General features: G+C 72.9%; 9 protein-coding genes and 1 pseudogene. All 10 read right to left on the bottom strand.

Annotated features, from left to right (window positions below; all coding sequences use genetic code 11):
* Positions 1-87: pseudogene (locus tag IF27_RS04065) on the bottom strand (roadblock/LC7 domain-containing protein); the annotation flags it as partial.
* 10 nt (positions 88-97) lie between these two features.
* On the bottom strand, positions 98-3,718 hold the full coding sequence (locus IF27_RS04070; protein ID WP_420821977.1) for a sensor histidine kinase: 3,621 nt from the start codon (positions 3,716-3,718) through the stop codon (positions 98-100).
* A gap of 638 nt (positions 3,719-4,356) precedes the next feature.
* Positions 4,357-4,566, bottom strand: coding sequence for an acyl-CoA carboxylase subunit epsilon (locus IF27_RS04075; RefSeq protein ID WP_052847940.1), 210 nt, complete (start codon positions 4,564-4,566; stop codon positions 4,357-4,359).
* Between the two features lie 98 nt (positions 4,567-4,664).
* Positions 4,665-6,269: an acyl-CoA carboxylase subunit beta gene (locus tag IF27_RS04080; protein ID WP_052847941.1), complete on the bottom strand. Its 1,605-nt coding sequence runs from the start codon at positions 6,267-6,269 to the stop codon at positions 4,665-4,667.
* Between the two features lie 174 nt (positions 6,270-6,443).
* Positions 6,444-8,060, bottom strand: a complete 1,617-nt coding sequence (gene cimA, locus IF27_RS04085) for a citramalate synthase (protein WP_052847942.1) — start codon at positions 8,058-8,060, stop codon at positions 6,444-6,446.
* A gap of 316 nt (positions 8,061-8,376) precedes the next feature.
* Positions 8,377-9,483 (bottom strand): branched-chain amino acid aminotransferase, encoded by a 1,107-nt coding sequence (locus IF27_RS04090; RefSeq protein ID WP_052847943.1) that lies wholly within the window; start codon positions 9,481-9,483, stop codon positions 8,377-8,379.
* 266 nt (positions 9,484-9,749) lie between these two features.
* Positions 9,750-10,793, bottom strand: coding sequence for a 3-isopropylmalate dehydrogenase (locus tag IF27_RS04095; RefSeq protein ID WP_052847944.1), 1,044 nt, complete (start codon positions 10,791-10,793; stop codon positions 9,750-9,752).
* A gap of 134 nt (positions 10,794-10,927) precedes the next feature.
* Positions 10,928-11,092 (bottom strand): hypothetical protein, encoded by a 165-nt coding sequence (locus tag IF27_RS30830; RefSeq protein ID WP_190232794.1) that lies wholly within the window; start codon positions 11,090-11,092, stop codon positions 10,928-10,930.
* Positions 11,093-11,270: 178 nt separating this feature from the next.
* Positions 11,271-12,902, bottom strand: a complete 1,632-nt coding sequence (gene pruA / locus IF27_RS04100) for an L-glutamate gamma-semialdehyde dehydrogenase (protein ID WP_052847945.1) — start codon at positions 12,900-12,902, stop codon at positions 11,271-11,273.
* A gap of 50 nt (positions 12,903-12,952) precedes the next feature.
* The gene (locus IF27_RS04105) at positions 12,953-13,879 is read right to left on the bottom strand and encodes a proline dehydrogenase family protein (protein WP_052847946.1); all 927 of its coding nucleotides are present in this window, start codon (positions 13,877-13,879) and stop codon (positions 12,953-12,955) included.
* Positions 13,880-14,160 lie beyond the last annotated feature (281 nt).

The following is a 14,160-nucleotide window of genomic DNA, read 5'->3' on the forward strand; positions in this document are numbered from 1 at the left end:
CACCGTGTGCGACACCCCCGGAGTGTTCTCCACAAAACTGGTGATCAACCAGTTCAGGTTCTGCGCCGCCTGGCTCATCGGCCTCACACTAACGCTCCTACTGGTACGTGGGGCCGAGGCCCCGGTCCGGCCGACCAGGCGTGGTACCGGCCTGGCGTCCCTGCTGAATTCCCCTGCGGAGATTGGTCAACCGGCCCCGGACGTCGTCCGGACGGCGGGAGACCGACGGACCGGTCGGGGCGGCCTGCTGGTGCTGCTGCGCGGCACCGGCCACGAGATTGGCCCGCGGCACGCGCCGCGGCAGGCCCGAGGTGGTGACACCACCCGCGGACGGCTGGCGGAGCTGCTCCGCCTGCCGCCACCGTTCGTCGTTGGGCGACGTACGCCACGTGCTCCCCGTGTCGGCGACCGGCTCCCTGCGGGGAGCGGGGGGCTGTGCCGGGGAGTGCGCGCCCGACGGCGGCCCAGGCTGGGCGGGCCGCGCCGGGAGGGGCGGGTTCTGGGGGGACTGGACAGGGCCTTCCGGCTCCTGCGAGGACGGGGGCGCCGCCGGGGGCGGTGCCTGACGGAGACCGAACCAGGTCGATTCCATCTCCTCGAAGATCGGGGTCCGCTCGGACACGCCCGGGTACTGCCGGGGCTCGGACAGCGGCGTGTGCAGGTCGCCCTGGTCGGGCCGCCGCCCGGTCTGCGCGGGGGGCTGCGGGGCGGGCTCGCCCCGGTAACCCTGCGGACGCTGCCCGGAGTTGCCGAACACGTCGTCCTGGTACTGCTGCCGCCCGTCGTAGCCGCGCTGGTCCCGGTAGGGCGGCTCGTCGTACGCGGGCTCCGGGCGGGGCGGCTCCTGGTAGGAGGCCGGCGCCTGGGCGGGCTGCTGGTACGACGGCTGCTGGGGGGGCTGCGGGTAGGACGGCTCCTGGTAGGAGGTCGCGTACGGCTGCTGCGGGGCGGGGAACTCGCCGGTGTCGGACGGGTTGCGTCCGTCGGCGGGGGGCCTGTTGCCGGTCTGCGGGTACGCGTACTGGCCGGTGGTCGAGGGGTCGTCGGCGTGGTCGGGCAGCCCCTGCGCGGCCCGCGCCTGGCGTGCGGCGAAGGCGTCGGCCATCGCGGAACGGCCCGTCGGCTGCTGCGGCGGGGCGGGCGGCTGGTACGGCTGCGGGCCGGGCCCGACAGTCGGGAACTGGCCGGTCGCGGTCCGGTCGTCGTGACCGCGCGGGTGGTCCTGCTCGGCCCGTGCGACCGGTATTCGGCCGCTCTCCTCGACACTCGTGGCCCAGCTCGGCCGTCCGCCGGGCGTGCCGGCCGGGGTCTGCGGCGGGGCGGGCGCGGGCGGCGGGGCCTGCGGCGCGGGGACCGGAGGGGGCGGCGTCTGCGGCGAGACGCGCGGGGCGGACTCCTCGCCCACGGGACGGGAGGGCAGCGCGGGGCGCTCGGCGGGGCCGCCGACCTGGTTGCGGGGCCGTTCGGCCGGGCGGCCACCGAGGCTGCGCTGCCTGCCGGGCCCGGTGCCGTCCCCGAGCCGCCCGGGACCGAGCCGTCCCGCCTCGGCGGCGGGGCGGCGGACCGGCGGCGGCTCGCGGTGGAGCGTGGCGGTCGGCGGGGCGGAGCCGTCGGCCGGGCGCGGCCTGACGCCGTCCTGGGCGACGTCGGCCGGGAGCATGACCAGCGCGGTGGTGCCGCCGGAGTCGGAGGGACGCAGCTGGATGCGGATGCCGTGCCGCAGGGACAGGCGGCCGACCACGAACAGGCCCATGCGCCGGGAGACGGAGACGTCCACCGTCGGCGGGTTGGCGAGCCGGTCGTTGATCTCGGCGAGGTCCTCGGGCGACAGGCCGATGCCGGTGTCGTGGATCTCCACGAGCACCCGGCCGTCCGGCAGGGCGTGGCCGGTGACCTTGACCTTGGTCTGCGGGGAGGAGAACGACGTGGCGTTCTCCAGCAGCTCGGCGAGGAGGTGCACGAGGTCGTTGACGACGCGTCCGGCGACGTCGGTCTTGGGGACCGCCGACAGCTCGATGCGCTCGTACTGCTCCACCTCGGAGGCGGCGGCGCGCAGGACGTCCACCAGCGGGACGGGGCGCGTCCAGCGGCGGCCGGGCTCCTCACCCGCGAGGACGAGGAGGTTCTCACCGTTGCGGCGCATGCGGGTCGCGAGGTGGTCGAGCTTGAACAGCGAGGAGAGCTGGTCGGGGTCGGCCTCGCGGGACTCCAGCTCGGAGATGAGCGACAGCTGACGCTGGATCAGGCCCTGGCTGCGGCGGGAGAGGTTCGTGAACATCGCGTTGACGTTGCCCCGCAGCAGGGCCTGCTCACCGGCGAGGCGGACGGCCTCGCGGTGGACGTCGTCGAACGCCTCGGCCACACGGCCGATCTCGTCCCGCGTGTAGACGCCGATCGGCTCGACGGACGTGTTGACGTCCTGCGGCTCGGCCTCGGACATCTGGCGCACGACCTCGGGCAGCCGCTTGTGGGCGACCTCCTGGGCCGTCGCCTGGAGGCGGCGCAGCGAGCGGACCATCGAGCGGGCGACGACGAACGCGCCGACCAGCGAGAGCCCGAGGACCAGCAGGACGACGGCGCCGTTGAGGATCGCCTCGTTCTCCGCCTCGTCCTGGAGCGCGCGGGCCTGGGCGATCATCTCGTCGAGCAGCTGCTGCTCGATGCTGTTCATCGCCTGGATCTTGTCGCGGTCCTGCTCGAACCAGTACTGGTACGTGCGGTAGCTGCCCGCGATGCCTTCCTCGGCGGCGAAGACCTGGTCGGCGAAGGTGCGGGCGGCGGAGATGTTGACGCTGCCGCCGTACAGGGGCGCCAGCAGCTCGGTGGCGCGGTCGGAGTCCTGGTAGATGTCGCGGAACGTGTTGAGCTTGGCGCTCTCGTTCATCATGTTGCTGCGGCCGTAGCGCCAGTCGCTCTCGGAGAGTTCGGCACGGCCGCCGGGGAGCTGGTCGCGGGCGAGGCCCGCGGTGATGACGGCGCGCTGGATGGAGGCGTGCTCCTTGGCGGCCGAGAACGCGGCGAGGGCGCGGGTGCTGCGGATCATCACGCCGTTGCCGGTGGCCTGCGCCATGTCCTGCGAGAGGCTGAGCAGCGAGGTGATCATGCCGTTGTAGCGGGAGATCGTCTGGGAGACGTACTCCGGGTCGAGGAACGCGTCGTTGCGCAGACCGCTCAGCTCGTAGAGCTGGGTGCCGATGTCCGTGATGCTGGCGGTGATACCGGCCATCGCGGGGTCGGTGGTGTCGATGCGCTGCGTCGCGTTGTTGAACCGCCCCAGGGCCGCGTCGGACGCCTCGCGCGGGCCGATGACCTCGTCGCTGGTGTCCGGCTCGCCGACGATCAGCGGGCCGACGGCCCGGTCGCGCTCCTCCTGGAGGGCGGCGGCGAGGAGGGTGGCGTTCTCGGTGACCTCGGTGAGCAGCTGCATGTCGTCCAGCTGGTCGATGTTGGCCATCGAGTTCTGGAGCCGCAGACCGCCGAGGATCGTCGCGGCGACGACGGGCAGGGCGATGAGGGAGACCAGCCGGGTGCTGATGCGCCAGTTGCGCAGGGCGAGCCGGGAACCGGCCTGGCTGGGCCGCGCGGGCGCCGCCCCCGCTTCCTTCTTGTCCTTGTCCCCCTCGGAGGTGCCCTCGGACGTGGGGCGTCCGCCGTCGGGGTCAGGGCGCGCCGGGCCGTCGCCCGTGCCGGGGTCGGCCGCGGCATCCCGGTCGGTCACACCACCTGGCCCCGCATCCCCCGCAGCACTGCCTTCCCTCTTCAAACGTCCCTGCACTAGCGTCGCAACCTCTGGACCTTGGCGCCCGTCGTCGTGACGACGAAGCGGTGTCGAGCCGGGGGCGGATGGTACGCCCCGTTCCGGTCGTTCGGGCAACCGACGCGTCTTGCGATCAGCCAGTGCGTGACGCCTGATGCGCGCCCCTCACAGGGCGGCCGACCCGCGACGGTCCGTGGAATTCCAGCACAGTGGCCGACCGGCAACAAGGGCCCGGAACAAGGCCGTGACATCTATGACGCTGTGGCGACGAACCCTCACGGTGTGTGGAACTCACGTGGGGGCAAACCGGACTTACGCCCACCCGAGCACCACGGGATACACACGGCGCGACGGCCGGGGACGCGGCAGAAGTAAAGCCATATCGCCCTTTGTCGGCTTTGTCCACGTCGAACTCACGTCTGCTTTGACCGCTTTTGATCGGAGGGCGTGAACAAAATCACAACGATTCCGTGACAGATTGATGGTTTATCGATGTTCCCGGAGACATAAGTGATCACAGTTGTGCGGACGCGCGACGGCCCCCCGGACGGTGAACCGTCCGGGGGGCCGGGGTCGCAGGGCGTGGACCTCGGGGGCGGTCAGCCCTGCCAGCTGTGGGGCGCGCGGAAACCGGTGCTGCGCTCCAGGCGCCGCCAGCCCGCGCTGGAGCGCACCCGGACGGTCGGCGCCACGGGGCCCTGCGCGGCGCGCGAGATCAACAGCGCGGTCACCGCCGCCAGTTCCTCGGCGCTCGCCTGGCCCTTCTCGACCTTGACCAGTCTCGGGTCGCCACTCGTCTCGACGCTCATCAGACCTTCTCCTTCATCCGTACTCGTCGCTCACCGTCGGACGGACACCGCGGGGACCGCGCCTCGTCGCGCGTTCCGCCCACCGGGCCGCCGGGAACTCACAGGGGCGGGTTGCCGTGCTTGCGGACCGGGAGGTCCGCGTGCTTGGTGCGCAGCATCGCCAGCGTGCCGATCAGGACGGACCGCGTCTCGGCCGGTTCGATGACGTCATCGACCAGACCGCGCTCCGCCGCGTAGTAGGGGTGCATCAGCTCGGCCTTGTACTCCTTGACCATCCGCGCCCGCATCGCCTCCGGGTCCTCGGCCGCGGCGATCTGGCGGCGGAAGATGACGTTGGCGGCTCCCTCGGCGCCCATCACCGCGATCTCGTTCGTCGGCCAGGCGAGCGTGACGTCCGCGCCGATCGTCTGGGAGTCCATGACGATGTACGCGCCGCCGTACGCCTTGCGCAGGATGAGGGAGATGCGGGGCACCGTCGCGTTGCAGTACGCGTACAGCAGCTTGGCGCCGTGCCGGATGATACCGCCGTGCTCCTGGTCCACGCCGGGCAGGAAGCCGGGCACGTCCAGCAGCGTCAGGATGGGGATGTTGAACGCGTCGCACATCTGGACGAAGCGTGCGGCCTTCTCCGACGCGTGGATGTCCAGCACACCGGCCATCGACTGCGGCTGGTTGGCGACGATGCCCACGACCTGGCCGTCGAGGCGGGCCAGCGCGCAGATGATGTTCTGCGCCCAGCGCTCGTGGACCTCCAGGTACTCGCCGTCGTCCACGAGTTCCTCGATGACGGACCGCATGTCGTAGGGGCGGTTGCCGTCGGCGGGGACGAGATCGACCAGCGCCTCGCCGCGCCGGTCGGCGGGGTCCTTGGCGGTGACGGCCGGGGGGTTCTCGCGGTTGTTGCTCGGCAGGAGCGACAGGAGGTAGCGGACCTCCTCGATGCACGTCTCCTCGTCGTCGTACGCGAAGTGCGCGACGCCCGAGGTGCCCGCGTGCACGTCGGCGCCGCCGAGGCCGTTGTGCGTGACCTCGGCGCCGGTGACCGCCTGCACGACGTCGGGGCCCGTGATGAACATCTGCGAGGTCTCGCGGACCATGAAGACGAAGTCGGTGAGGGCCGGGGAGTACGCGGCGCCGCCCGCGCACGGGCCGAGCATCACGGAGATCTGCGGGATGACCCCGGAGGCCCTGGTGTTGCGCTGGAAGATGCCGCCGTACCCGGCGAGCGCGGAGACGCCCTCCTGGATACGGGCGCCCGCGCCGTCGTTCAGCGAGACCAGGGGGGCACCGGCCGCGATGGCCATGTCCATGATCTTGTGGATCTTCGCGGCGTGGGCCTCGCCCAGGGCGCCGCCGAAGATGCGGAAGTCGTGCGCGTAGACGAAGACCGTGCGGCCGTCCACGGTTCCCCAGCCGGTGACGACGCCGTCCGTGTAGGGACGTTTCGCCTCGAGACCGAAGCCGGTGGCCCGGTGGCGGCGCAGTCCGCCGACCTCCTGGAACGAGCCGTCGTCGAGCAGCAGGTCGATCCGCTCCCTGGCGGTCAGCTTGCCCTTCGCGTGCTGGGCCTCGGTCGCCTTCTCGGACGGACCGCGCAGCGCCTCGGCACGGATCGCGCGCAGCTCGGCGACTCGTCCCTGGGCGTCGAGGACGGGGGCCGGCTCGGTGCGGTCGGACCGCTCGGCCTCGGAAAGATCGGTCATGTATAGACCCTACGAAACCGGGGCCCGGCCTGCCCTCGTCAGATCCGTACAGTCTCCGCCCCCGATTCATGGCCGCGCTGGACAGAAGTCGGCCGCCCAGGGGCCGCCGTGCAGGGAAGTGGCCCAGCGAACCGCGGAGGCGCTGTGGGATGTCCACAGCGCCTCCGCCGCCACTCACTCCTCCGGGTGAAGCCCGGCCCGGAGCAGGCCGTAGGTGTAGGCGTCGTCCAGCGCCTGCCAGGAGGCGGCGATGACGTTGTCGGCGACGCCCACGGTGGACCACTCGCCGGTGCCGTCGCTCGTGGTGATGAGGACGCGGGTCGTGGACTGGGTGCCCTGCTTGCCCTCCAGGATGCGGACCTTGTAGTCCACCAGCTGGATACGGGCCAGCTCCGGGAAGGTCTGCTCAAGCCCGGTGCGCAGCGCGCGGTCGAGGGCGTGGACCGGTCCGTTGCCCTCCCCCGTGGCGATGACCCGCTCGCCCTTGGCGCGCAGCCGCACCGTGGCCTCGTTGTCCACGCCGCCGTCCGTGCGCTGGTCGGTGATCGTGCGCCAGGACTCCAGCCGGAAGAAGCGGCGGCTGCCGCCCGCGACCTCGGCGCGCAGCAGCAGTTCGAACGAGGCGTCGGCCGCCTCGTAGGTGAAGCCCTTCAGCTCCTGCTCCTTGACGCGGGCGACGATCCGGCCGACGAGGTCGCGGTCGCCCTCCAGGTCGTAGCCCAGCTCGCGGCCCTTCAGCTCGATGGAGGCGCGGCCCGCCATGTCGGAGACGAGCATGCGCATCGAGTTGCCGACCAGGTCGGGATCGATGTGCTGGTAGAGGTCGGGATCGACCTTGATGGCGGAGGCGTGCAGCCCGGCCTTGTGGGCGAAGGCGGAGACGCCGACGTACGGCTGGTGGGTGGACGGCGTGAGGTTGACGACCTCGGCGATGGCGTGCGAGATGCGGGTCATCTCGGTCAGGGCGCCCGCCGGGAGGACGCGCCTGCCGTACTTCAGCTCCAGGGCGGCGACGACGGGGAACAGGTTGGCGTTGCCGACGCGCTCGCCGTAGCCGTTGGCGGTGCACTGCACGTGGGTCGCCCCGGCGTCCACGGCGGCCAGGGTGTTGGCGACGCCGCAGCCGCTGTCGTCCTGCGCGTGCATGCCGACGCGCGCGCCGGTGTCGGCGACGACGGTGCGGACGACGGCCTGTACCTGCGCGGGCAGCATGCCGCCGTTGGTGTCGCACAGGACGACGACGTCGGCCCCCGCGTCCGAGGCGGCGCGGACGACGTCGAGGGCGTAGGCGGGGTTGGCCACGTAGCCGTCGAAGAAGTGCTCGCAGTCCACGAAGACGCGGCGGCCCCGCTCACGCAGGTGCGTCACCGTGTCGCGGATCATCGCCAGGTTCTCGTCCAGCGTGGTGCGCAGGGCGAGTTCGACGTGCCGGTCGTGCGACTTGGCGACGAGACAGACGACGGGGGCGTCGGAGTCGAGCAGCGCCTTGACCTGGGGGTCGGCCGTGACGTCGGCCCCGGCCTTGCGGGTGGAGCCGAAGGCGACGAGCTGCGCGTGGCGGAGGTTCAGCTCGGTGCGGGCGCGGGCGAAGAACTCGGTGTCCCGGGGGTTGGCACCCGGCCAGCCGCCCTCGATGAAGCCGACGCCGAAGGTGTCCAGGTGACGGGCGATGGTCAGCTTGTCGGCGACCGTGAGGTTGATGCCCTCCCGCTGGGCGCCGTCGCGCAGCGTGGTGTCGAAGACGTGGAACGCGTCGCTGGGGACGCTCCGGTCCGTGGCGTCGGTGGTCATGTGGTCAGGGCTCCTGTCCTGGGGAGGACTTCCGGTGATGCGGTCGGAGAGTGTGACGGGGGACGGAAACCGGTCCGGGGCGCCGCGTGCCGCGTGCGGAAAACGAAAAGACCTCTCGCGGATGCGAGAGGTCTGCGCGCGGGTCGTGGCACGGTGGCCGCTGCCGCTCTGGGGCGAGGCGTCAGCAGGTCACTGCGGACCGGCGCGCTGGTCACCGATAATCATGGCGAACCGAAGCACGGGCCCAGTGTGGCACAGGGCCATCCCTGTGCCACCCGCCGTCTCACCATCCGGACCCGGCGCCGGGGCGTGCCCGTCAGGCGATCGGGTGCAGCCAGCCGTGCCGGTCCTCGATCCGGCCGGTCTGGATGCCGACCAGGGTCTGGCGCAGCCGCATGGTGACCTCGCCGGGCTCGCCGTCCGCGACGGTCCAGTCGGCGGCGGCCGACTTCACGGAGCCGACGGGCGTGATCACGGCGGCGGTGCCGCAGGCGAACACCTCGGTGATGGTGCCGTCGGCGCAGCCGGTGCGCCAGTCGTCGGTGGACAGGCGGGTCTCGCCCGTCGCGTAGCCGAGGTCGGCGGCGATCCGCAGCAGCGAGTCACGGGTCACGCCGGGGAGCAGGGTGCCGGTCAGCGCGGGGGTGACGATCGTCGCGTCCGCGCCGCTGCCCCGGACGAAGTAGAGGTTCATGCCGCCCATCTCCTCGATCCAGCGGCGCTCGACGGCGTCGAGCCACACGACCTGGTCGCAGCCCTGCCGGACGGCCTCGGCCTGCGCGAGGAAGGACGCCGCGTAGTTGCCCGCGCACTTCGCCTCGCCGGTGCCACCGGGGGCGGCGCGCACGTACTCCTGGGAGAGCCAGACGGAGACCGGCTTGATGCCGCGCGGGAAGTAGGCGCCGGACGGGGAGGCGATGACCATGAACAGGTACTCGTTGGCCGGGCGGTTGATGCCGAGGCCGACCTCGGTGGCGATCATGAACGGCCGCAGGTAGAGCGACTGCTCGCCGCCGTCCGGGACCCAGTCCCTGTCCTGCGCGACGAGCACGTCGATGGCCTCGACGAACAGCTCGGTCGGCAGTTCCGGCATGCCGAGCCGCCGCGCGGAGCGCTGGAAGCGGGCGGCGTTGGTCTCCGGCCTGAAGGTGGCGACGGAGCCGTCGGGCTGGCGGTACGCCTTGAGGCCCTCGAAGATCTCCTGGCCGTAGTGCAGGGCCATGGTCGCCGGGTCCATCTGGAGCGGCGCGTACGGTTCGAGGCGCGCGCCGTGCCAGCCGCGGCCCTCGGTCCAGCGGATGGTCACCATGTGGTCGGTGAAGTACCGGCCGAACCCGGGGTCGGCGAGGGCGGCGTCGCGTTCCGCCGGGGAGAGGGGCCGGGCGGAGGGCTTGAGGTCGAAGGCGAGACCCGAGGTCGTCATGGGGGATGTCCTTGTGCGTCGTGGGATGGGCGGACCGTGTGCCCGTCGCCCGCTTCGGTAGTAGGACGTCCGAGCTTTCGGAGGGAGAGCGGCCCCGTGCCCGATCGTGGCGCGGGGCGGTGCGTACGGTGCGTGCGATGGGTGTGCGCGGCGGGCCCCCGGGGGGATGACCCCGCTCATGGTCGCACCCGGCGGCCGGGTTGCCCAGCCACCGGGTGCCCGTCCCGGCGGTGTCGCCACCGCCGGGACGCGTGATCCGGGGCGGGTCAGCCGGTGACGCGCGCGGCCAGCGCGTCGCCGACGGCCTGCGTGGAGCGGGCGGGCGCGCCGTCGCGTGCGGCGAGGTCGGCCGTGACGGCGTCCTCGACGCGGGTGGCCTCGTCCTCGTGGCCGAGGTGGCGCAGGAGGAGCGCGACGGAGAGCACGGTGGCGGTGGGGTCGGCCTTGCCGGTGCCCGCGATGTCGGGCGCGGAGCCGTGGACCGGCTCGAACATCGACGGGAAGGCGCCCGAGGGGTTGATGTTCCCCGAGGCGGCGAGGCCGATGCCGCCGGTGACGGCGGCGGCGAGGTCGGTGAGGATGTCGCCGAAGAGGTTGTCGGTGACGATGACGTCGAAGCGCTGGGGCTGCGTGACCATGAAGATGGTGGCGGCGTCCACGTGCAGGTAGTCGGTCGCGACCTGCGGGAATTCGCGGCCGACCTGCTCGACGGTGCGCTGCCAGAGGTGACCGGCGTGCACCAGGACGTTGTTCTTGTGGACCAGCGTCAGCTTGCGGGCGGGGCGGGCGGCGGCGCGCTCGAAGGCGTCACGGACGACGCGCTCGACGCCGTACGCCGTGTTGATGCTCACCTCGGTGGCGACCTCGGCGGGGGTGCCGGTGCGCATCGAGCCGCCGTTGCCGACGTACGGGCCCTCGGTCCCCTCGCGGACGACGACGAAGTCGATGTCGGGGTCGCCCGCCAGCGGCGAGGCGACATGGGGGAACAGCTTGCCGGGCCGGAGGTTCACGTAGTGGTCGAAGGCGAAGCGCAGCTTCAGCAGCAGCCCGCGCTCCAGCACGCCCGACGGGACCGACGGGTCGCCGACGGCGCCGAGGAGGATCGCGTCGTGCGCCTTCAGGCGTTCCAGTTCCTCGTCGGGGAGCGTCTCACCGGTGGCGTGCCAGCGGCGGGCGCCGAGGTCGTACGTGGTGGTGCCCAGCTTGACGTCCTGGGGGAGGACGGCGGCGAGGACCTTGAGTCCCTCGGCCACCACCTCGGGGCCGATGCCGTCACCGGGGATCACCGCGAGATCGATACTGCGAGCCATGCCGCGACCCTACGCCCCGTCCCACCGATCGACACAGTCGGTCCACGATCCGGACATGGGTGCGAGCGCGCAAGGGCGCCGGGACGGACCGGCGGCCCGTCCGTGCCGGACGGGCCGCGGGGGGAGCGGGCGGGTCAGTGGTCGGCGACGCCGCCGTTGTCCCGGCGGTCGAGGGCGCGCTGGAGGGCGTGGGCGGCTTCGCGGCGGCTGGCGTCGCGGGCGGCACGGGCGTCGGCGCGGGCGCGGCCGAGGGCCGTGCCCCCGTCGGACGCCTGCCTGCTTCGTGGGGCGTACGGCATGACGGATCAGCTCCCGGATGGAGGACCTGTGACGACTGGGGCGGCTGGGGCAGCGGTGCCCTGAGTGCAACCTCCACAAAAATAGCGGTGATCAGCCGTCATGTCTCGCCAAGTACATGAGCGTCCTACTATCTGAGACGCCCCGGGGTCGATTCCAGCCATCCGGCGGGTCGGGCGGTCAGCCCATGTGCGGGTAGCGGTGGTCGGTCGGCGCGACCAGCGTCTCCTTGATCGCGCGCGGCGAGGCCCAGCGCAGCAGGTTGAACTTGGAGCCCGCCTTGTCGTTGGTGCCCGACAGCCGGGCGCCGCCGAAGGGCTGCTGCCCGACGACCGACCCGGTGGGCCGGTCGTTGACGTAGAAGTTGCCCGCCGCGAACCGCAGGCGCTCGCCCGCGTCGGCCAGCACGGACCGGTCGCGCGCGAACACCGCGCCGGTCAGGGCGTAGCCGGAGACCGACTCCATCTGGTCGAGGACGGCGTCGAACGCGTCGTCCTCGTACACGTGCACGGCGATGATCGGCCCGAAGTATTCGGTGGTGAAGACCTCGTTCTCCGGGTCGGAGCAGGTGAGGACGGTCGGCCGGACGAACCAGCCCACCGCGTCGTCGTGGCCGCCGCCCGCGACGATCTCGCACGCCGGGTCGGCCTCGGCCCGGGCGAGGGCGGCCGTGACCTTGGCGTAGGCGCGGGCGTCGATGAGGGCACCGAGGAAGTGCGACAGGTCGGTGGGGTCCCCCATGGTCAGGGCCTCCGTCCCGGTGACCAGGGCGTCGCGCACCCCGCCCTCCCAGAGCGAGCGCGGCACGTAGGCGCGGGAGGCGGCGGAGCACTTCTGGCCCTGGTACTCGAACGCGCCGCGGATGATCGCCGTCGTGAGGGTGGCCGGGTCGGCGGTGGGGTGGGCCAGGATGAAGTCCTTGCCGCCCGTCTCGCCGACGATGCGCGGATAGTTCCGGTAGCGCTCGATGTTCTCGCCGACGCCGCGCCACAGGTGGCGGAACGTCGCCGTGGACCCCGTGAAGTGGATGCCGGCCAGCTCGGGGTGGGGCAGGGCGACCTCGGAGACGGCCCGCCCGTCGCCCGTCACCAGGTTGACGACCCCGGGCGGCAGCCCGGCCTCCTCCAGGAGCCGCATGAGGAGGACGGCGGAGTGCGTCTGGGTCGGGGAGGGCTTCCAGACGACCACGTTGCCCATCAGGGCGGGGGCGGTCGGCAGGTTCCCGGCGATGGCCGTGAAGTTGAACGGCGTGATGGCGTAGACGAAGCCTTCCAGCGGGCGGAAGTCCATCCGGTTCCAGACGCCCTTCGGCTGCACGGCGGGCTGCTCGGCCAGCAGCTCGCGGGCGAAGTGGACGTTGAAGCGCCAGAAGTCGATCAGCTCGCAGGGCGCGTCGATCTCGGCCTGCTGCGCGGTCTTGGACTGCCCGAGCATCGTGGACGCCGCGATGGTCTCGCGCCAGGGCCCGGACAGCAGCTCGGCCGCCCGGAGGAAGACGGCGGCCCGCTCGTCGAACGGCAGGGCGCGCCAGGCGGGGGCAGCCGCGAGGGCCGCGTCGATCGCGTCGCGCGCGTCCTGCTCCGTGGCCTCGGCGAAGGTGCCGAGGCGGGCGGCGTGGCGGTGGGGCTGGACGACGTCCACGCGCGGGCCGCCGCCCATGCGGCGCTCGCCGCCGATCGTCATGGGCAGCTCGACGGGGTGGTCGGCGAGCTCCTTCAGCGCGGCTTCGAGGCGCGCGCGCTCGGGCGAGCCGGGTGCGTACGAGTGCACCGGCTCGTTCACCGGCACGGGGACCTGGGTCACGGCGTCCATGGCCTCGGACTCTCCTTCGTGAGGGGGTGGTCGGACTGCGGCGGGGTCGGTCAGCCGCGGGTGGCGAGGGAGCGGAGGAAGAAGCCGAGGTTGGCGGGGCGCTCGGCCAGGCGGCGCATGAAGTAGCCGTACCAGTCGGTGCCGTAGGGCACGTAGACCCGCATCCGGTGGCCCGCCGCGGCCAGCCGGGTCTGTTCTTCGGGGCGGATGCCGTAGAGCATCTGGAACTCGTAGCCGTCCTGCGCCAGCCCGGCGCGCTTGGCGACGGTCTGGGCGACGGCGACGAGGCGGGGGTCGTGCGTGGCGACCATCGCGTAGGCGCCGCCGCGCATCAGCGTGCGCAGGCAGCGGACGTAGGCGAGGTCCACGTCGTGCCGCCGCTGGAGGGCCACCTCGGGCGGTTCGCGGTAGGCGCCCTTGACCAGGCGGACGCGGGCGCCGGTCTCGGCCAGGTCGCGGCAGTCGTCCTCGGTGCGGTGGAGGTACGCCTGCACGACGGCGCCGGTGCGCGGGAAGCGCTCGCGCAGGGCGGTCAGCACGGCGAGCGTCGAGTCGGTCGTGGTGTGGTCCTCGGCGTCGAGGGTGACGGTCGTGCCCGCGTCGGCGGCGGCCTCGGCGACGGCGAGCGCGTGCCGGTACGCCAGGTCGTGCCCGTCGGGGAGCGCCTGGCCGAACGCCGACAGCTTCACGGACATCTCGACGCCGGGGCCGTGCCCCGCCGCCTTCAGCCGCCCGGCCAGCGCCAGGTAGGCGTCACGGGCGCGCAGGGCCTCGGCGCGGTCGCGGACGTCCTCGCCGAGGTGGTCGAACGTGACGGACAGGCCGCGCGCGGTCAGCGCCTCGGCGGTGGCGACGGCGTCGTCCAGCCCCTCGCCGGGGACGAAGCGGTCCACCACGGGGCGGGTCACGGGCGCCGACGAGACGAGCCGCCGGACGGCGGAGCTGCGCGAGGCCGCCAGCAGGACCGGTCCCAGCATGGGCACCTCCGGGGGGTGAGGCGGTGGACGGGGGGTGTGTCACGACGGTAGGAAGCCGCCGGGCTCCCGGCCATCGACATCTGTCCTGCCTCCTGCCCCCGGAACTCGGACAGATGTATGACGCCCGCCACTCCCCCGCGTCGGCGCCGCCCTGACCTGCGGCTTCCCGCCGCCCCGCGGCCCGGTCCCCGAGGCGCGGATTCCGGGGCCGGCTTACGCCGAGTTCGCGAACGGCGGGGGCGCCCGGGAGCGGCGCGGACGGGCGGACGGGCGGCACGCCC

Source organism: Streptomyces avicenniae, from assembly GCF_000719135.1.
Taxonomy (GTDB): Bacteria; Actinomycetota; Actinomycetes; order Streptomycetales; family Streptomycetaceae; genus Streptomyces; species Streptomyces avicenniae.